We start from the raw sequence: 20,786 nt of genomic DNA on the forward strand, positions 1-20,786 counted from the left end.
GATGTCATGGAATAAAAGTAGCTCTAACAAGTTAACGATGTCATGGAACAAAACTTAAGCATTAGAAAAAGTTAACGATGTCATGACACTAACCAACTAGTTACTAGTCAAAGCTGAGAATATTAAAATGAGATTTAATTGGGATATTGAGATATTTTTAGTTACTGGCTTCTAGCTTTTAGTTACTAGCTGTTAATTCTATAAATTCTTAGCCAGTAGCTAACGGCTAACAGCTAGTAGCTAATAATACTATCTATAAAGACAGATTTAAATTACATTCTAGAGCCACGTATCTAGATAGGGAGGTATAATAATGAATGATAGATTGAGCAAGTATAAAAGGTCAATGAAACTAGTTTTATTAGCAGGAATGGTAAGCATTCTCTTATTGGGGTGTTCTGCCAAAGAGGAGGTAGCTCCTACAGGTGAAAGCAATATTCCAGAGAAGACAGTTCCTGTGGAAGTTGTGTCAGCAAAGTTAGGTCAAGTAAGTAATTATGTAGCTGTAACTGGTGAGACAGCAGCGATTAAAACTGCCCAAGTAACACCACAAGCTCAAGGAGAGGTAGAGGCTGTCTATGTAGAGGTAGGAGATAGAGTTAAAAAAGGTGCTAAGTTATTACAATTAGACCAAGATGCTGCTTTGATTCAGCTAAAACAAGCAGAAGCTAGTGTCAAAGCAGCCCAAGCAAATCTGACTAAGCTATTAAAAGGTGCTAAAGAAGAAGAGATTGCTAGCTTAGAAGCTCAATTAAAGCAAGCTAAAAGTGCTTATGAACAGGCTAAAAGTGCTTATACTAGACAACAGAAATTATTTGAGGAGAGTATCATCTCTAAACAGACCTTAGAACAGGCTGAAAGTCAATATATTGCATCTGAAAGTGGATATAAGTCTGCTCAATTGAGTTTAAAGTTGGCTAAAGAAGGGGCTACTGCAGAGGAGATTAAAGCCTTAGAAGCCCAAGTTGCCCAAGCAAAAGCAGGATTAGAGTCTGCTAAATTGGTATTAAGCAAGACTACAGTGGTTGCTCCAATTGAGGGGATAGTTTCTAGAGTGGATGTTAGTGAAGGAGAAGTTGCAAGCATGCAGTCAGTAATAGGAATTACTAACATTGATAGGATTAAAGTAATGACTTATGTTAGTCAATCTGTCGTCAATAAGCTAAGGATAACTCAAGAAGTAAAGGTTGAACTAGAAGCTATTAAGCAAAGTTTTACTGGGCAAATCAAGAGTATCAGTCCTGTGGCTGACCAACAGAAGAAGAGCTTTCCTGTAGAGATTATTATTGAGAATCCAAATAATACTTTAAAGTCAGGTATGTATACTGAAGTCATCTTAGATACTGATACTGTCTCTGGAGCGGTTGTAATCTCAGAAGATGACATTTTAAATGATCAAGCTGGAGATTATATTTATGTAGCAGAAGATGGGAAAGCTGTTAGAAGAGATGTTGAAGTTGGATTAACAAATGGCAAAGAAGCTGTGATTTTAAGGGGAGTAGAAGTTGGGGATAAGATTATTGTTAGTGGTCAAGATCAGGTGAAGCAAGGTACTAATGTAGAGGTAGTTAATCGGGGTGATAAATAATGAAAATTTCTGATATTTCCGTTGATAGACCAGTTGCTATCACTATGGTAGTGATGTTAGTACTATTAATTGGTGCAGTATCTTTGACAAAGCTACCAATTGATTTGATGCCTGAGTTAGATTTACCCTATGCAGTAGTAAGTACCAGTTATTCTGGTGCCGGTCCAGAAGAGATAGAAAAGAGTGTTACTAGACCAGTAGAGGAAGCTGTGGCTACTGTTGATGGGATTAAGAATGTAATGTCTATGAGTAATTCTGGTAACTCGATGGTTATTTTAGAGTTTGATTGGGGTTCTGATTTAGATTTTGTTACTTTAGATTTAAGAGAGAAATTATCGTTAATTGAGGATTATCTTCCTGATACTGCCGATAAACCAATGGTTTTAAAATTCAATCCTAACCAGATGCCTATTATGAAGATTGGATTATCAGGTGATAATAACTTAGACAATCTAAAAAGTATAGCTGAAGATCTATTTAAACCGAATTTAGAGAAAATTCCAGGAGTTGCTTCAGTTGATATAAGTGGCGGGTTAGAAAGAGAGATTCAAATTAATGTAGACCAAGAAAAATTAATAGCTTATGGTTTAACCTTAGATAGTGTTGCCTCTAGTGTGAGACAGTCGAATCTAGATATGTCTGGTGGTACAATTAATAAAGGAAATAAAGAGTTAATCTTAAAGACTGTAGCAGAATTTGAAAGTGTAGATGAAATTAAGAATCTAGAGATAATAACTTCTCAAGGCCAAAAGATAGCTTTAGCAGATATAGCTACTGTAGAAGATACTTATAAGGATGTACACTCCTACACCTATCTAAATGGAGAGAAGAGTATCGGTTTATCTATTCAAAAGCAGAGTGGTACAAATACAGTAAAGGTTGCTAATGCTGTTAAAGCAGAGCTTGCTAAATTGACAGAGCAGTCTGCTGGTATCCATACAGAGATCATAACAAATCAAGCTGAATTTATTGAAGATTCCATTGCTAATGTACAGAGAAATGCTGTAGCTGGAGCTATATTGGCAGTTATCATCTTACTAATCTTTCTTAAGGATATTAGAAGTACAATAATTATCGGTACTGCTATTCCAATCTCTATTATTGCGGCCTTTGTACTGATGTACTTTGCGGATTTGAGTTTAAATATGATGACTTTGGGTGGAATAGCCCTAGGTGTAGGTATGTTAGTGGATAATGCAATCGTAGTGTTAGAGAATATCTATCGCCATCGTCAAGAGAGTGAAGGTATAATTGAAGCTGCTAAGAGAGGGACAGCAGAGGTAGGTTCTGCTATCTTGGCATCAACTTTAACTACTGCTGCAGTATTTTTACCAATCTCTTTTGTGCAAGGTTTAGCTTCTGAATTATTTGGTCCTTTGGCTTTAACAGTTACCTTCTCATTGGTTGCTTCATTGTTGGTAGCCTTGACCTTGATTCCAATGTTATCTGCTAAATTGCTTAAGGTTAAAGATAAGGATAAGTTTACAAGTAGAGAGCAAGAGTTTCAATTTGGAGCAATTACTAGAGGATATCAAGGTGTTTTAAGATGGTGTATTCATCATAAGTATATAGTAAGTATTGTAATGATAGTTGGCTTAATCTTATTTGGATTAGGAATTAAGACTAAAATAATTCCATTAAAATCAGAGTTTATGCCAGCTACAGATCAAGGTGCCTTTACAGTAAGTGTCAATCTTGCTGAAGGTACTAATTTAGCAGAAACCAATAAAGTAATGAAACAAGTAGAAGACAAGCTCTATAATATTAAAGAGATAGATGTCGTGTATACATCTGTTGGAGGAAGTGGAGGATTTGGAGGTGCTAGCACAAATACTGGTAGTATCTCAGTGGAATTAGTAGATTTAAAGCAACGTGATAGAAGTACCGATCAGGTAGTAGAAGAAGTAAGAGAAAAGGTTAAGAATATTGCTGGTGCAAATATCTGGGTTATGCCCCAAACTTCTATGATGGGAGGCGGCGGTGGTAATTCTTCTGCCATAGAAATAGTGATTCAAGGCTCAGATTTAGAGCAGCTATCAGCAATTGGTGATCAAATTTTAGCAGAGGTAAAAGAGGTAGAAGGAAGCAGAAATGCCGATATTAGTCTTGAAGAGAGTAAGCCTGAGGTACAGGTTGTTGTCAAAAGAAAGATAGCTAAAGAGCTAGGTTTTAGTGAAGCTCAAATTGCCTCTACAGTCAGTAATGCAGTCAAGGGTCAGGTGATTAGTCAATATAAAGAGGCTGGAGAAGAGTATGATATTACTCTAAAATTAAAGGATAGTGAGACTGATTCTATCAATAGATTAAAGGATCTAAAGTTAACCTCTATGAAAGGGATTATAGTACCTTTAGCTCAAGTTGCAGAGGTAAGAATGGCTAAAGGTCCTAATACTATTGAACGTGAAAATCAACAGAGAAAGGTAACAGTCTCTAGTGATTTGTATGGTAGAAGCTTAAGTGAAGTACTGAATGATATTAAAGCTAGAGTTAATCAGCTTAATATCCCTGCTGGCTATACCATCGATTATACTGGAGAGGCTGAGCAGATGCAAGAGACCTTTGGTGATTTAGGATTGGCCTTAGTTATGGCTGTTATCTTAGTCTACATGGTCATGGCAGCACAGTTTGAATCTTTGATTCATCCCTTTACCATCATGTTTACAATGCCCTTAGCTTTAGTAGGGGCAATTCTAGGATTAGCCTTGACTGGTCTACCCTTAAGTGTACCAGGCTTTATCGGAATGATCATGCTGGCAGGTATTGTTGTTAATAATGCAATTGTGATGATTGACTATATCAATACTCGTCGTGAATTTGAAGATAGGGAGACGGCTATTTTAAAGGCTGGACCGATTAGGTTAAGACCGATTATGATGACTACTTTGACAACTGTTTTAGGACTATTGCCTTTAGGTTTAGGAATTGGTGAAGGTGCAGAGTCTCAACAACCAATGGCAGTAGTCGTTATTGCTGGATTGTTATTCTCTACAGTTTTGACCTTGTTAATTATTCCAGCTATCTATACTATCTTCGATGATCTAACTAGTTGGGTCAAAGGGATAGTAGCAAGAGTGTTGCATGGAAAAGAAGAGAGTATTGAAGTATAAATCTAAAGTTGGAAGAGGAGTGGATTATGTCTGCTCTTCTTTTTTTTATTAATAGCTTGACAAAAATAGTAAATGGCAGTAAAATCAATAATGAACAGTGTTCATAGGAGGTGTAAGATGCAGTATCAAAAAGAAGAAATCAGAGATGCAATATTAAAAGTAGCTAAGAAAGAATTTGCTAAAGATGGTTATCATCAAGCCTCTATTAGACAGATTGCTAAGAAGGCAGATGTTTTGCCAAGTAATATTTATAATTATTTTGGAAATAAAGATGAAATTTTTAGAGAGGTTTTAAGTCCCATCTTAAATAAGATTGAAAAAGCTAAGAATTTCATTCAAGAATATGAATTTGATAAAAAATCAGAAGAAAGAGGAAATTTAGAAGAGCATTTAAATATGATGTTGGTTTCTACTAGTTTTGTGGATACTAATCGAGAATTATTAAAATTATTGATATTTAAAGCTCATGGCTCATCCTTGGAAAATTATGGAGAAGAACTGATTGAATGGTATGCGGATAATTGGTACTCTTTTATTAAAAAAAATGACCTGATTCCATTGGATAAATTCGTAATCCATAATATTATGGGAATTTTTTATAATTTAATTAAGGAAGTACTAGTACATGAGATTAAAGGTCAGAAGTTAGAACAACTAGCTATGGAAATGATGACTTTTATTTTTAGAGGTTGGAAGGGATTGGTAGAGTGGAAGGAGTCTAGCTAGTAATTTTTTTATCGATAAAAAAGAACGATGTTTGTTTTTGGCTATAAATCATTAAAAAGGAGAGTGGAGTTATGAGTTCAAAGGTATACCCATGGTGGCTTTCCTGCTTTTTAGGAAGTAAGCTAAGAAAGATTTTAAAGAATCCAGCCAAAATTTTAGAAGGATTAATTCAAGAAGGGGATAAGGCTGTTGACATTGGTTGTGGAGCAGGAGTCTTCTCAGTTGAAATGGCAAAGCTAGTAGGAAAAAGTGGTAAAGTAATCTGTGTTGATATTCAAGAGAAGATGCTAGAGTATGCAGATGAGAGGGCTAGAAAAGAGGGGCTTCAAGCAAGGATGGAATTTCATCAATGCCAAAGTGATGAAGTGGGAATTAAGGAAGAAGTAGATTTTATTTTAGCCTTTCATGTGGTACATGAAGTGCCAGATGTTAATAAATTAATTAAAGAAATTGTCTATATACTAAGAGCAGGTGGGAAATTCTTATTGGCTGAGCCTAAAGGACATGTCAATGAAGAAGAATTTAACCAAACTATTAGAATTGCTTATGATAATGGTTTCAAAAAAGAAGGAGATTTAAAGGTGAAAGGAAGTATAGCCATAATATTGAAGAAATAATTTTTTATGACCAAAAAATGAACATTGTTCATAAAAAAGCGGGTTAAGCAAATAACTAAGTTTAATGTTTTTGTAAAGCAAGGAGTATTTGAAAGAGTTAAAAGGTAGTAGTTAAGTTAAAAAAAGAGGTTCCAATAATTAAGTTGAAACCTCTCTCCAGTTTCTATATTAAGATGCATCCATATCTTTAAAGCGGCTATTATTCAGTTTATAATATAGTCCTCTTTTTTGAAGTAGAGTCTGGTGATTACCTCGTTCAATGATCTCTCCATCTTTAATCACAAGTATTTGATCTGCGTTTCTAATTGTGCTTAAGCGGTGAGCGATGATAAAGCTAGTACGCCTCTCCATCAATTTATCCATAGCCTCTTGAATCAGCAGCTCGGTTCTAGTATCGATACTACTGGTGGCTTCATCTAAGATTAAGATAGAAGGGTCAGCTAAGATGGTTCTGGCAATGGAGAGTAGCTGCCTTTGACCTTGGCTTAAGTTATTTCCTTCTTGATTTAACTTAGTATTATAGCCCCGGGGTAGATGTTTGATGAAGTGATCAGCATTGGCTAATTTAGCAGCTTTAATAACCTCTTCATCACTTGCTGCTAGATTCCCATACCTGATATTCTCCATTACTGTTTCTGAAAAGAGATAGGTATCTTGTAGAACAATTCCTAAATTAGAACGTAGGCTCTTAGTGGTGATAGTTTTAATATCATTGCCATCGATTAAAATTTGACCACTATTAATATCATAAAAGCGGGTAAGTAGATTAATAATTGTTGTCTTACCAGCACCAGTAGGTCCCACAAGTGCCACTGTATCGCCAGGTTTAGCTTCAAAATTAATCTCCTTTAAAATTTTCTCTTCTGGTGTATAACTGAAAGTAACATCTTTAAAGATTACCTCACCTTTAATCTCTTCTAAGGATTTAGCATCTTCACTATCTGTTATTTCGGGGTCTTCATCGATAACTTCAAATATTCGCTCTGCCCCTGCAAGTGCTGATTGGATAGTATTATAGAGGTTAGCTATTTGTTGTAAGGGTCTACCAAATTCACGACTATAATTAATAAAGGCAGCTATTACTCCTACTGTAGTATTACCTTCAATTACTAGCCAAGCTCCAGCAGTTGCTATGATAGCAAAACGTAAGTTATTGACTAAATTCATAATAGGTCCCATTATTCGGGCAAATATTTGGGCTTTGATAGCTGATTCTTTTAAATTTTGATTATCTGCTCTAAATTTTTCAATCATTCTATCCTCTTGACAGTAAATTTTGATTACTTTTTCTCCAGTTATAGTCTCTTCAATTAAACTATTTAAATTACCTAAATTCTGCTGTTGTTCTTGGAAGCCAATTCGAGTATATTTGGAGATTAGCTTGGTAATTAACAAAATTAAGGGAACTATTAACAAGGTAATAATTGCCAAATGATAATTAATCATAAACATCACTATTGTAGTTCCAATTAGAGATAAGATGCTGGTTATAAATTGGGTAACACTCTCAGTTAATGTAATATTAATATTATCTATATCATTAGTTATTCTGCTCATTAATTCTCCATGCTGGAACTTATCAAAAAATCTTAAAGAGAGTGTCTGTAATTTATTAAAGAGATCTGCTCTTAAATCTTTAAGAGCTGTTTGAGATATCTTAACCATTACATATTTTTGTAGCCAAGTAAAGAATGATCCAGTCAGATAAATAACTACCATCAATAAAGAGAACTGAGCCAATTTTTTAATTCCTTGATTAAGGACAACTGAGTCTATAGCTCTTCCCATTAGATATGGTCCTAATAGGTTACATAAAGTTGCAATTGTAACTAGAATAAAGACATTACTTAGAGCCAACCAATCTTTTTTTAAGTAACTCCAGAGTCTAATTAGTGTTTGTTGAGTATTCTCAACTTGATCTTTAGAATCAAAGTCTCTTCTACCAGGACCTCGCCGGGGGAGTGGATCACGTTTAGGCATAATTTTTTTCCTCCTTTGCAAATTGAGAATTATAAATATCTTGATAAATTTTGCTGGTTGTAAGTAGTTCTTGATGAGTTCCAATTGCTGTGATCTGACCATCTTCTAAGACCAGTATTTTATCAGCCTCAATAATACTGCTAATTCTTTGAGCAATGATAATATTAGTAGTATCCTTTCTTTTTTGTTGTAAGGCTTCTAGGATAAGAGATTCAGTCTTAGTATCAACAGCACTGGTACTATCATCAAAGATCAAAATAGGTGTTTTTAAGGCTAAGGTTCTAGCAATTGATAAGCGTTGTTTCTGTCCACCAGATAGATTTACTCCTCTTTGGCTTAGAGGACTGTCATAGCTATCTTTAAAACTACTGATAAATTCTTCAGCTTGAGCAATTTGCGCAGCCTCTACCATCTCTTGGTCTGAAATTTGTCCTGTGCCAAAGCCAATATTCTCTTTAATAGTTCCTGAAAATAGAATTGCCTCTTGTAGAACAAGACCAATCTGTTTTCTTAAGGTCTTAGGGCTAATCTCAGTTATATCCCTACCATCTATTAAGATTCTTCCTGAGCTTACATCATATAGTCTAGGAATCAATTGAATCAATGTTGATTTTCCAGATCCTGTCTCTCCTAGTATACCGACTGTTTCACCAGCTTCAATAGTGAAGTTCAGGTTTGAAAGGGTAGGCTCACCATCTTCATCATAGCTAAAGGATACATCTTCAAAGATGATCTGACCTTTAATTTCAAAAGTATCGTCCTGTTTATGGTCTGCTTTGATAGTAGGTTCAATCTTTAATATATTTTCTACTCGATTTGCCGAAACAGTTGCTCTAGATATATCAATTAGAACCATGCCCAGCATAGTTAGAGACTGTAAAAGGCGCATTAGATAATTAATAAAGGCGATAACTGAACCCGCTTGGAGATTACCTTGATTGATCTCTATACCTCCAAACCAGACTACAGCTACAATGGCTAAATTTAGAATCAAGATCATTAAGGGCATAACTACTGCCATTGTTTGATTAGCAGTTATATTTGCTAACATATAATCTTCATTACTTTGCCTGAAACGTTCTTTTTCATGGTTGCTACGGACAAAGGCTTTAACTACTCTAATCCCTGCTAAATTCTCTTGTATAACGGTATTGATTTGATCAAGTTTTTGCTGAACTTTATAAAAGAGAGGATAGACCCTCTTATTAACGGTAAGCAAAACAGCGACAATGATAGGGGTAATAAGAACAATAATCCAAGATAATTTAGGGATGGTTATTATCGCCATAATAAAACTTCCAATTACTAATAAAGGTGAACGTACCATCATTGCTAATCCCATCATAATAATTCTTTGAATGGTATTGATATCATTAGTTAGTACTGTTATTAAATTACCAGTATTAAGTTCATCAAGATTTTTAAAGGAGAAGCTTTGGATCTTGGCAAATAAATCATTACGTAAATCTGCCCCTATATTCTGTGCGGCTATAGTTGAAAAAATACTGCAGCCAACCCCCCCAAATAAACCAATTATTGTGATACCAATCATCAATAGACAAGTTTTTAGAACGAAATCTAGATTCATTCCTGCAATACCAATATCAATGATTTTTTCCATTAATTTTGGTTGTAATAAATCCATAGTTACCTCTACTCCCATTAATAAAGCAGCAAGAAGTGCAAATTTCCAATAGGATTTAAGGTATAAAAGTACTTTTTTCATATAAATCAACTCCAAATAATATTTTGCCGGCAAATTATTTATCAAGTAGGTTATCCTGAATTTGAATCAAAAAACGTTTTAAAAGAATCTGTTCTTCAGTGCTAAATCCTGCTATAATTTTTTCTTCTATTTCATTTTCTACCTTATCTAATTTTTTCTTGATCTCTTTTCCTTTAGTAGTTAAATAAATTCTGCTCATTCTATGGTCATTGGGATCTTGTTTTTTAGTGATAAATCCCGATCTTTCCATTCTTTTAACCATTTTAGCTACAGTTGCAGCACTTAAATGAAGGATTTTAGAAATTTCTTTTTGGTTCTTTCCCTCTTCTTCATATAATAGGTGAAGCAAGGGAGGTTGACCTCGGTGTATGTCTAGGTCATGTAATAATTTATGGATTTGTTGATGATGAGCCTTAGTAACTCCAATCAATAAATGGAACATTGGGTTATCTTTTTTATACAAGAATAGATCACTCCTTTTTTATTTAGCCGGCTAACTATTTTATATTATATATACTAATATTAAAGTTGTCAATCTTATCTCTATGAATAGCATTTAAGCGGTTAGATAATTAGATAGTAATATATTTCAATAATTAGTTTATATTTATATTTGAAATTTGAAGAATAAGATAATAACTTAATATTTATCTTGACTTGTTAGTGGCTTTTGATACAATATATACCTGAGAAGAGTAGCAAAAATAGAAGTTCTTATTTGAATAAATATACATAGATATATTAATTTTAAGTAAGTTAAGTGATTAGATTGTTCTTAAAAAGATAAAAAAGTTTTATTAAATCTTTTAATTTGGTAAGACTATATGATGAAAGATAAGTTATAATAGCTTATTATCAAGTCGTTATTTGCTATTGGTCGCTTATATAATAAAGATGGACAAGCTAGTAGTAAATAACTGCTAATTAATATTATAGAGGGGGATTATAAAATGTTAAAACAAGTGGCTAATGTAATTAGAGGTTTATCAGCAGATGGTGTGCAAGCAGCCAATTCTGGTCATCCAGGTTTACCATTAGGATGTGCTGATATTGGTGCAGTACTTTATGGAGAGGTGATGAAATACGATCCTAAGGCTCCTAACTGGGCTGATCGTGATAGATTTATTTTATCAGCTGGTCATGGTTCTATGTTAGTTTATTCTTTACTACATCTATCAGGATATGATGTGACTTTAGATGATTTAAGAGACTTTAGACAATTAGACTCTAAAACTCCAGGTCATCCTGAATATGGCCATACCTCAGGTGTAGAGACTACTACTGGTCCTTTGGGACAAGGTTTTGCCAATGCTGTGGGAATGGCAATTGCTGAGAGAATGATGGCAGAAAGATATAATACTGAAGAAGATACAATCGTTGATCACTATACATATACATTAACTGGTGATGGAGGTATGATGGAAGGTATTGTTTATGAAGCTGCCTCTTTAGCTGGACATTTAGGCTTGGGTAAATTAATCGCTATTTATGATGATAATGATATCTCAATTGGTGGTAGTACTGATATTACCTTTACAGAGGATGTGCCTGCTCGTTATAGAGCTCAAGGATGGCATGTTGTTGATGGAGTAGATGGACATGACTTTGATTCTATTAAAGCTGCTATTGAAGAAGGTAAGAAGGTAACTGATAAGCCAACTTTAATTGTTGCTAAGACTGCTATCGGTTATGGTGCTCCAACTATGGAAGGTTTAAGTGCTGCCCATGGTTCTCCTTTAGGAGCCGAAGAGATTAGAGGGATGAAAGAGAAGCTTGGCTTGCCAGCTGATGAGAAGTTTTATGTATCTAAGGAGGTTAGAGAGTTCTTTGCTCAAAAAAGAGTAGAGCTTCAAAAAGAGAGAGAAGCTTGGGAAGAGAAGTTCAATAAATGGGCTAAAGCAAATCCAGAATTGAAGAAATCTTGGGACCAAGCTCATAATTTAGAGCTTCCTGCCAACTTTAGAGAGACCATTGAAGCTTTAGAGATAGATGCTCCAGTTGCAAGTAGAGCTTCTTCTGGTAAAACTTTAAGTAAAATTGTTGATGAGATAGAGTATTTTGTTGGTGGTTCTGCTGACTTAGCTCCATCTAACAAGACTTATCAAGATAAATATGGTGAGATTCAAAAAGGTGAATTTGCTGGTCGTAACTTCCGCTTTGGTGTCAGAGAGCATGCAATGGCAGCTATCGCTAATGGGATTGTCTTACATGGTGGTTTAAGACCATATGTAGCTACCTTCTTAGTCTTCTCTGATTATATGAGAAATGCTATTAGAATGTCTGCATTGATGAAGCAACCAGTGGTTTATGTCTTGACTCATGACTCTATTTATGTAGGTGAAGATGGACCTACCCATCAACCAATTGAGCATACAGAGTCATTGAGATTAATCCCTAATTTAACTGTACTTAGACCTGCTGATGAAGAAGAGACTAAAGCTGCTTGGGTTCAAGCTATGGAAAGAACTGATGGACCGACAGCTTTAATCTTAACTCGTCAAAATCTTCCTCATATTGAAAAAGAAAATCCTGCAGATATCTACAAAGGTGGCTATGTAGTTAAAGGTCCTCAAGATGCTGATGTAGTCTTGATTGCTAGTGGTAGTGAGGTCTCTTTAGCAGTAGAGACAGCTAATTTGTTAGAAGAAGAAGGTAAGAGTGTTAGAATAGTCTCTGTACCTGAAAGAAGATTATTTACTGCTCAAGGTCAAGAGTATGTAAATCAGGTCTTAGGCTCTAAGGATTCCCTAAGAGTAGCAATGGAGATTGGTGTAGGACAAGGATGGCATCAGTTCTTAAGAGAAGATGACTATCTATTAAGTATCGATACCTTTGGAGCTAGTGGTCCAGGTGAAGAGGTTGCTGACAAGTTTGGATTTACTGCCAAAAAGGTTGCAATAGAGATTATGAATAAATTATAATATAGATATTCTTTAGAGTCAGCTTGCAAAGCTGGCTCTTTTTCTTAATTTAGGGTACTTTAAAGCTTCATTTGTTGATTTATTTTCATAATAGCAATACTCAACTAAATAGACCCATTAAATATATTAAAAATTCAGATAATTTTATTTAACGAAGGAGGTATTTTGTCTATTATCTAGAATTATAATGGTAGTATAAATTTAATTTTACTGTATAAAAAATACATTTGAATTTTTACTATTACTACACATTATAGGTCTTTAAGGAGGTAACTATGGCTATTTTAAATAAACTATTAGAGAGATTTAGAAATAATCAGTATGATGTGGATAGTGCATTTAATACCCTCCTAGTGATAATGGTAGTAGCTACTACCTTCATTATCACATTAATTGGTATCTCTTCTTATTATGTCTTTAAGGATAACTTGTTAGATGTTTCGACAAGGCAGCTCCATATAATTGCTCGCGAGACTGCAAGTAATATCTATGATTCAATAGTAGAAACCTTTGAGTCTTCTGCTGGGAAGAATACCGAGTATGACCATAATCGTATGCTGTTATATAACTTAAATAAGTTTCGTAAGATAATCAGTAGTGCTGATAAAGAGATTTTAACTCCCTTAAATTTTAAAGGGGAGATATATCTATTAGATGATAAGGGGCAGGTTATACTCCATAGTGACCCAACTCAAGAGGATAGAGATTATTCTAAGCAAAGTAACTTTAAAGATATTATTGCTGATAAGAGAAGCAGGACTATGTATATTAATGATAGTACAGAGATAGAGGAGCAAGGTGAGACCAATGTAAGAGATAATTCACAGAATTCACGGAATGGAGATGCAATCTTAGCCAGAGTATCTACAAGTGGCTATGGAGATTATAAGAGAGATGGTAAGGGCTATATTTTTAGCTATGGTAAGGTTGCTTCATCAGATTTGATTGTTGTTGTAGAAGCAGAGCAAGAAATTATTTATGCTGGAGCTAGAAAGATTGGTTTAGTAGTATTTGTACTGGGAGCAATAGCAATTTTAATTATTAGTGTTATAGCCTTTGTTGTTTCTAGAAAATACTCTAAGCAACAGGAGCAACTGCAAAGGTTTGCAAGCCTTGATGCTTTAACTGGAGTGCTCAATCGAAGGACTGGCTTAAATCTGTTAGAGACTCAATTAAATGTAATCAAAAGTCGTGAAGGTAAGTTGACTATCTGTTTTGTAGATATAGATGGTTTAAAGGGTGTAAATGATAAATTTGGTCATAATGAAGGTGACAATCTAATCTATACTGTTAGTAATATCTTTAAAGAGAGTATTAGAGACAATGATATTATCTGTAGAATGGGTGGAGATGAGTTCTTGTTGGTCTTTCCGGAATGTGATCTTAAGAGAGCACAGAGAGTTTGGAAACGTGTTCAAAGAAAGTTTGAAGAGATTAATAGCACGGAAGAGAGAGAATATATTATTTCAGCAAGCCATGGCTTTGTAGAGTATGATGGTTCAGACTCGATCTCCTTAAATGAATTGATAGAGATTGCTGATGATAGAATGTATGAAGATAAGCGATGCCATAAAAAGGAGCGCTGTATCAGTCAGATGAGTATGAGAACAATTTAATAGAATGGTTATTAGAATTAGGGCGGATATTATTCGCTCTAATTTTAATATTTATAATATAGTTATAGTCATCCGATTCTACAATGTAATTTCAATATGACGTTATATATAGAAAAAGCGACATTTAGGAGGTAGGTGGGTAGGGGGTAGTAAAATCCAACTACCTAACCACCCAACCCCTAACTACCAAAGTGAAAAGTGTCGCATTAGACCCATTAACTTTAATTTTAAGATTTCACATAATTTTAGATTAATTCTAGTACTTAAAGTATAGGTGGTTAAATATGTTTGATTAGTCAAATTGATTATTTTTATATTTGAAGATAATCTGATATAATTATTATGCTATCAGAAGTTAAAGTCTCATATTAATAATCTAAAGGGGGATAAGATGAGGTTGTTGAGGATAGTTTTAAGTGTAATTATAATGGCGGTTTCCTTTGAACTTGATAATATAATCAATCTGTTACTCACTAATAGGATGGCGATGTACCAGATGAATAGTACCGATACAGGTTATGTAGCTTATCAATTATATAATAATTTACATGGTTATTTTATGATTATACCTGTGATTATGATTGTATTATTGATGTTACCAGAGATTAAAGCTTTACTTAAGAAGATAGGAGGGTTTTAGGTGAATAAGAGACTGAAGTTAGTATTTTTATCGATGCTATTGTTATTATTAGTAGGGTGTGTTCGTCCGTATAAGACACCCCATATTGAAACGATTGAACCCCATCAGACTGCTTTCTTAATCCCGTTAGTAGGGAATAATAAAGCCAATCAACAGGAGTTTATGTCTGAAAGCTATCTAGAGGAACGTAAGGTCCCAACTAAGGAAATAGAGATTCCTCAAAGGTGGGTTCAGACAGGACGCTTTAATAATCAAGGGCAGTGGAGAGATTCAGCTAGATTAATCTTAGTTGATAGGTCTCCAGTTACCCGTGAATGGACTCAGAGTCCAAATACAGGAACTTCTAGTAAGAATGAAGGAATTATAGCAGAGAGTAAGGAGAGCATCTCCTTTATGGTAGGGGTGAATGCTTCAGCCCAAATAGATGAACAGGATGCTGCCAAGTTTTTATACCGTTATAATAATAAGGATTTAAGTTATATCATGGACACAGAGATTAGAGCGATGGTGGAGAGTGCTTTTGTGGCCAGTTCAGGAAAGATGACAATGTCTGAAATTATTGAAAAGAAGGCAGAGATTATTAATAAAGTTAGAGCAGAAGTAATTCCATACTTTGAAGAGCGGGGGATTACTGTTACTGTATTAGGCTTAAAAGGTGATATTGAATATTTAAATTCTGAAATTCAAAAAGCTATCGATAAGAGGTTCAAAGAAGAGAAGGCATTAGAGGCTCAAAGGGTGACTAATCAACGTTTAATTGAAGAAGCAGAGGCTAAAGCTAAGGCAGAACTGAGAGCACAACAGATAATCAATCAAAAGGAGATTGAAGCTGCAGAAGCTAAGGCTAAAGCTGCCAAATTAATGTCTGAAAGTTTAGAGTTCCAAATCAAATTACAAGAGCTTGAAAATCAAAAAATCTTTGTAGAGAACTGGAATGGGGAGTTACCACAGATTATGGGTGGAGAAAGTGGTCTATTATTAGATTTGCCTATAAATGACTTAGGGAAGTAATAAGGACAGTGATGAGTAACCAGTGAAGAGTAAAGAGTAATGAGTAAATTACTAATAAAAAATGAGACTCAATATTGAGTCTCATTTTTTATTAGCTTCTTTTCTTTTTAATAATTCTATAAAGTAGGTAACCTAAAATAGCAACTAGAATCAGCCATGGAATCAATGCTCCAACTAAGACGATAATTAGATTGATACTTTTAACAAAGCTTCTTAGAGCTTCTTTAAAGCTCTTTAGAAAACCTAAGTTAGAGCTATTATTGATAATTGCTTCGGGTTCACTGATATTAACTCTAATAGTAGCTAGGCTAACTTGATTATCATAATATTTGATACTTCTTTCAAGTTGTTCAATATTTGTTCTAACACGGTTTAATTCTCTCTCTACCTCTAAAATATCTTTGACATCTTTTGCTTTATTTAATAGTTCTAAATAACGTTTCTCTTGGGCTTTAAAGTTATTCAGCCTTGCTTGAATATCAATATACTCTTTAGTTATGTCCCGACCACTAAGCTCTTCTTCTAATACTTTACCCAATTGTGATAGTTCTGCAAGGGTAACTTCAAACTCTTCTGCAGGAACTCTTAAGGTAAAGTTATAGAATTTACGATTATTATAACCAGTCCATTTACGAGAATTGGCAATGAAGCCTTGATGGTTTTTGATAATTTCGGTAACCTTATTAGAGATATTTGATAGATCCTTTAGTTCTAAGTTTAAACTGGCATTTCTGATTATCTTTCGTTCCACAGCAGGAGCTTCAATCTCATCACTTTTAATCATTTTAGACTCTTCCATTACTTTACCTTGATCATAGGATAGGCTTCTTGGTTGGACTGCTGAATTTACAGCCATCTCTTTACTCTGATATGATGCTCCACATGAAGTGGTGACTAACATAATAACTATCATAAGTAACAATGTACGGAATTTTGCTTTAATAAGATCACATCCTTTTTGATTTAGTATAATATCTACCTATAAATATCATACTAAAAAATATTGCAAATAACAATCCTTTAACCATTGATAATTATGTCAAAGGTTGATAAAAGAGACTCCAAAGGAAGTAAGAAGTGATGAATAAGCAGTAACAAGAACAGGTTCATAATAGAGTCTGCAGTCACTTGTTTAGATTATCCATTAAAATAATTAGCTACATCCTTTAATGAATGAATTATCTCAATACCCTGTGGGCATAACTTCTCACAAGCACCACACTTAATACAGGCACTGGCCTTCTCTTTATCTCCCATCTCATTATATTTTTGATTGTTCTCTGTAAATTGCTGATAAAGACTAGCTCGATTATATAATTTGAAGTTACGAGGAATATTTACTCCTACAGGACAAGGGATACAGTATTCACAGCCAGTACAGCCAACAGGTGATAGATCTTGGTATTTAGCCTGTACTTTTTTTATTACTGCTAGTTCTTTTTGACTTAAAGAGTTGATTCCAGAGTTGGCAGCACTCTCTACATTCTCTTTAACCTGCTCTAGATTGCTCATCCCACTTAATATAAATGCTACCTCTTTTTGATTCCACAGCCACTGTAAAGCCCAATCTACATAAGTTCTGTTATTATCAGACTCAGCAAAGATCGATTTGATAGATTCGGGAGGAGTTACAGCCAGATTACCACCGCGCAAGGGTTCCATAACAATTACGGCTACTTCTTTATCGTGGGCATATTTCAAGCCTTTTTGACCAGCTTGGAAATCTACATCTAAGTAATTATATTGTATCTGGCAGAAGTCCCAATCATAATCATCTATAATTTCTTCAAAGACTTTATAGTCATCATGGAAGGAGAAGCCAATATGTTTAATCTTTCCTTCTGCTAGTATTTTTTCAATCCAAGAGAAGACATCAAGTTTTTTAAAGTTAGTCCAACGTTCTTGGTTAAGGGCATGTAATAGATAGAAATCTATGTACTCTGTCTCTAACTTTTCTAACTGTTTATTTAGGTAATAGTCCATATCCTCCTCTTTTTCAATCAGCCAAGAAGGTAGTTTAGTAGCTAGTTTTACTCGATTACGATAACCATCCTTTAATGCTTTAGCCACTAATAGTTCACTTTCTTCATTATGGTAGGGCCAAGCTGTATCGATATAATTTACACCATGATCCACTGCATATCTAATCATTTCAATAGATTCTTCTTCAGCTATCTTACCATCAGCAGTAGTTGGAAATCTCATTGCCCCAAAGCCTAAAGCGGAAGCCTTCCAATCTAAATTAGCAACTTGTCTATATTCCATAAATTCCACCCCTTTAATTTGATTTTACTAATTTAATTATAACATATGTAAATTTTCTTTAACAAATTTAATATTTTGCTTAGAATAGGTTTATGCTCTGATTTTTTTATCTGTTTGGATATATTGGTTTCTTTTGTAATTATTACTGAAGATGATAGATATAAATTTGAATAAATTGTTTTAATAATAAAGTTAGAAAGTGCAAAGAATATTTGTGATAATTTAAATGGTAGTTATGATTGTTTAATTGAGTGATTTGGATATTGAGTATATCAAGAACTTTTAATGGGAGGATGATTATGAAAATTATAAATAAGTACTTATTTGGAACAGTTATATTACTTATGATATTAGCAGTAGTAGCCTGCACAGGGGGGCAAGGATTAAAAGAAGGAACTGATGGGACAAAAGGGATTACTGATGATTTTGAGCAAAATCAAGTAGGTTTAAGCCTAGAAGAAGCTGATTCTAGGCTATTAGCTTATCAATTAGAGCTACAGATGCGCTCATCATTTAAAACTGCATATCAGAGTTGGTTAAATTTAAGTAGAATAGCAGAGGATGATAATAATTTAGAACAGATAAGCTCTGTTTTACATGCAACTCTTGCAGGGTTTGTTGTAGAAAGTCAAATAGAGGAAGAACTGCAGAAGTTAAAAGATATCAACAAAGGGGGAGAGGGTGAGGTTAGCTTTCCTACTCACGAAGTAGTAAACAATATAGAAGTAAAGGAGAACAATAGTGATGAAGTACAGGTTATGATAACTGCTACTAGATATTATCCAGCATCAGAGTGGGCTGGAGAAAAATATAATAAAGAGTTTAATTATGTAGTAACTCTATTAAATGAGAATAATACTTGGATGATTAAAAAAGTAGGTTATCAGTAAATTTAATTTGCTAGTGTATAAAATTTAAAATTTAATCCCATAATAGATAAGAATGGAAAAGGAGGAATCTCTATGAAGGAAATCGTCACTGAAACTATTGTTGATTATGAGAATCATGTCAATTTAGGGATGGCAAGGTTATTTAAAATTATGGGGCTAGATACTTTGGAGTGGAAGGCATCAGGAACGATGATCGAAGATATAGAGGGTAATAAATATATTGACTGTTTAGGGGGTTATGGAACCTTTGCTCTAGGTCACAGACCAGCAGAGGTAATAGAGGCGGTAAAGGAGCAGTTGGATTTAATGCCCCTATCTTCAAAGGTCTTATTCAACCAGGCTCTGGGACAACTATCTAGAAAATTAGCAGAGATAACACCAGGAAGGTTACAGTATTCCTTTGTCTGCAATAGTGGAACTGAAGCAGTGGAGGGGGCATTGAAGCTAGCTAGAATGGCTACTGGTAAGAACAGAATCATTGCGGCAGTCAACTCCTTTCATGGTAAGTCGTTGGGTTCTTTAAGTGTAACAGGAAGGGATATCTTTAGAAATCCCTTTAAACCCTTACTACCTGAGATAGAACATGTTATCTTTGGTGATTTAGAAGATTTAGCTAAGAGCATCAATCATGAGACAGCAGCAGTAATTTTAGAGCCGATACAAGGAGAAGGTGGGATTATTCTACCTTCAGAAAATTATTTAGCAGGAGCTAGAGAGCTTTGTGATAACTACGGTGCTTTACTTATCTTAGATGAGATTCAAACAGGGATAGGCAGGACTGGCAAGATGTTTGCCTGTGAGCACTATAATGTAGTACCAGATATATTGACAACTGCTAAAGCTTTAGGTGGAGGAGTAATGCCTGTTGGAGCCTTCATAGCTACTCCAGAGGTTTGGGAGGTATTCAATACGGCCCCTTTCATACATACATCTACCTTTGGCGGTAATCCTTTAGCCTGTCGTGCTGCGATTGCTACTCTGAATACACTAGAAGAGAAAGGATTGGTACAGAAAGCTGCAGAATCTGGGGAATACCTGTTAAATCGTCTTACAGACCTTGCTAAGAATTATCCTGATATTATCAATGATGTTAGAGGTAAAGGATTGATGGTAGGGATTGAATTTCAACATGAGAGCTATGGAGGTTTACTGATAAGTGAATTATTTGAAGCAGGGATTGTAGTAGCTTATACTCTCAATCAACAGAAGGTAATTAGGTTAGAGCCACCATTGATTATCAGTCAGGAAGAGATAGATAAAGTTGTTGATGCTTTAAAGAATGCATTAACTAAGGTAGTAGAATTAGCCAGTTAATAAAGTAGTGAAGAGTGACGGGTGAAGAGTAAAGTAATATATAATTAAAAGATTTTAAAGGTTTTTAAGGTGAAGAAAATTAGTGTTTGAACGAAGCAAATACTCTAAAGAAATAATAGGTTTAAGATAATCTTTGAATTAGAACTCTTAGTTTTCTTAATTTCAATGAATATTGATTGCGGAGTGAGTGGGCTTTGCCACGGAAGGTTCTATGAACCTGTAGGTTTGGTTACTTTTAGGGCAATGTCGCCCTGAAGAGTGGTCTTCTCTGAGGAAGTACTCTTGGGGTGTAAAAGTCAACTATCTAAAAGTTTTATTTAAAAAGCTTAAAATAGAGTGAATTAATTCACAAATCAATATACTTTAATTTGCTTTTTGATTAGTC

At 34.5% G+C, this 20,786-nt stretch carries 15 protein-coding genes; 10 read left to right on the top strand and 5 right to left on the bottom strand.

Annotated elements, in window-relative coordinates; genetic code table 11:
* Window positions 1-313 precede the first annotated feature (313 nt).
* The 4 genes from BX659_RS17550 to BX659_RS17565 all read left to right on the top strand — a co-directional run bounded on the left by BX659_RS17550 (window position 314) and on the right by BX659_RS17565 (window position 6,038).
* The gene (locus BX659_RS17550) at window positions 314-1,588 is read left to right on the top strand and encodes an efflux RND transporter periplasmic adaptor subunit (protein WP_097019531.1); all 1,275 of its coding nucleotides are present in this window, start codon (window positions 314-316) and stop codon (window positions 1,586-1,588) included.
* Window positions 1,588-4,695 carry an efflux RND transporter permease subunit gene (locus BX659_RS17555; RefSeq protein ID WP_097019532.1) on the top strand — a complete coding sequence of 1,036 codons (3,108 nt, stop codon included), beginning with the start codon at window positions 1,588-1,590 and terminating at the stop codon, window positions 4,693-4,695. Before BX659_RS17550 ends, BX659_RS17555 begins: the two co-directional genes overlap by 1 nt.
* Before the next feature lie 117 nt (window positions 4,696-4,812).
* Window positions 4,813-5,421, top strand: a complete 609-nt coding sequence (locus BX659_RS17560; RefSeq protein ID WP_172432010.1) for a TetR/AcrR family transcriptional regulator — start codon at window positions 4,813-4,815, stop codon at window positions 5,419-5,421.
* Between the two features lie 71 nt (window positions 5,422-5,492).
* Window positions 5,493-6,038: a class I SAM-dependent methyltransferase gene (locus BX659_RS17565; protein WP_097019534.1), complete on the top strand. Its 546-nt coding sequence runs from the start codon at window positions 5,493-5,495 to the stop codon at window positions 6,036-6,038.
* A gap of 168 nt (window positions 6,039-6,206) precedes the next feature.
* Here BX659_RS17565 and BX659_RS17570 read toward each other — a convergent pair whose 3' ends face one another.
* Genes BX659_RS17570 through BX659_RS17580 form a run of 3 tightly spaced genes read right to left on the bottom strand, consistent with a single transcriptional unit; the run spans window position 6,207 to window position 10,207 of the window.
* Window positions 6,207-8,018 carry an ABC transporter ATP-binding protein gene (locus BX659_RS17570; RefSeq protein ID WP_097019535.1) on the bottom strand — a complete coding sequence of 604 codons (1,812 nt, stop codon included), beginning with the start codon at window positions 8,016-8,018 and terminating at the stop codon, window positions 6,207-6,209.
* Window positions 8,011-9,744, bottom strand: coding sequence for an ABC transporter ATP-binding protein (locus tag BX659_RS17575; RefSeq protein ID WP_097019536.1), 1,734 nt, complete (start codon window positions 9,742-9,744; stop codon window positions 8,011-8,013). Before BX659_RS17575 ends, BX659_RS17570 begins: the two co-directional genes overlap by 8 nt.
* Window positions 9,745-9,778: 34 nt before the next feature.
* On the bottom strand, window positions 9,779-10,207 hold the full coding sequence (locus tag BX659_RS17580) for a MarR family winged helix-turn-helix transcriptional regulator (protein WP_097019537.1): 429 nt from the start codon (window positions 10,205-10,207) through the stop codon (window positions 9,779-9,781).
* A gap of 487 nt (window positions 10,208-10,694) precedes the next feature.
* On the opposite strand from BX659_RS17580, the gene tkt reads away from it, so the two are divergent.
* The 4 genes from tkt (at window position 10,695) to BX659_RS17600 (ending at window position 15,932) form a co-directional block, all read left to right on the top strand.
* On the top strand, window positions 10,695-12,665 hold the full coding sequence (tkt, locus tag BX659_RS17585) for a transketolase (RefSeq protein ID WP_097019538.1): 1,971 nt from the start codon (window positions 10,695-10,697) through the stop codon (window positions 12,663-12,665).
* 275 nt (window positions 12,666-12,940) lie between these two features.
* Window positions 12,941-14,281, top strand: a complete 1,341-nt coding sequence (locus BX659_RS17590; RefSeq protein ID WP_097019539.1) for a GGDEF domain-containing protein — start codon at window positions 12,941-12,943, stop codon at window positions 14,279-14,281.
* 391 nt (window positions 14,282-14,672) lie between these two features.
* A complete protein-coding gene (locus BX659_RS17595) occupies window positions 14,673-14,921 on the top strand; it encodes a hypothetical protein (protein ID WP_097019540.1) in 249 nt (82 codons plus the stop codon).
* Window positions 14,922-15,932 (top strand): SPFH domain-containing protein, encoded by a 1,011-nt coding sequence (locus BX659_RS17600; RefSeq protein WP_097019541.1) that lies wholly within the window; start codon window positions 14,922-14,924, stop codon window positions 15,930-15,932.
* A 91-nt stretch (window positions 15,933-16,023) separates the two neighbouring features.
* Here the strand turns inward: BX659_RS17600 and BX659_RS17605 are convergent, their stop codons facing one another.
* A complete protein-coding gene (locus BX659_RS17605; RefSeq protein WP_258176158.1) occupies window positions 16,024-16,845 on the bottom strand; it encodes a DUF4349 domain-containing protein in 822 nt (273 codons plus the stop codon).
* A gap of 224 nt (window positions 16,846-17,069) precedes the next feature.
* Window positions 17,070-18,197, bottom strand: coding sequence for an aldo/keto reductase (locus tag BX659_RS17610; RefSeq protein WP_097019542.1), 1,128 nt, complete (start codon window positions 18,195-18,197; stop codon window positions 17,070-17,072).
* A gap of 299 nt (window positions 18,198-18,496) precedes the next feature.
* On the opposite strand from BX659_RS17610, the gene BX659_RS17615 reads away from it, so the two are divergent.
* Window positions 18,497-19,087 (top strand): hypothetical protein, encoded by a 591-nt coding sequence (locus BX659_RS17615; RefSeq protein WP_097019543.1) that lies wholly within the window; start codon window positions 18,497-18,499, stop codon window positions 19,085-19,087.
* Between the two features lie 72 nt (window positions 19,088-19,159).
* The gene (locus tag BX659_RS17620) at window positions 19,160-20,401 is read left to right on the top strand and encodes an aminotransferase class III-fold pyridoxal phosphate-dependent enzyme (protein ID WP_097019544.1); all 1,242 of its coding nucleotides are present in this window, start codon (window positions 19,160-19,162) and stop codon (window positions 20,399-20,401) included.
* The last annotated feature ends 385 nt before the right edge of the window (window positions 20,402-20,786 follow it).

Source organism: Orenia metallireducens (assembly GCF_003001995.1).
Taxonomy (GTDB): Bacteria; Bacillota; Halanaerobiia; order Halobacteroidales; family Halobacteroidaceae; genus Orenia; species Orenia metallireducens_B.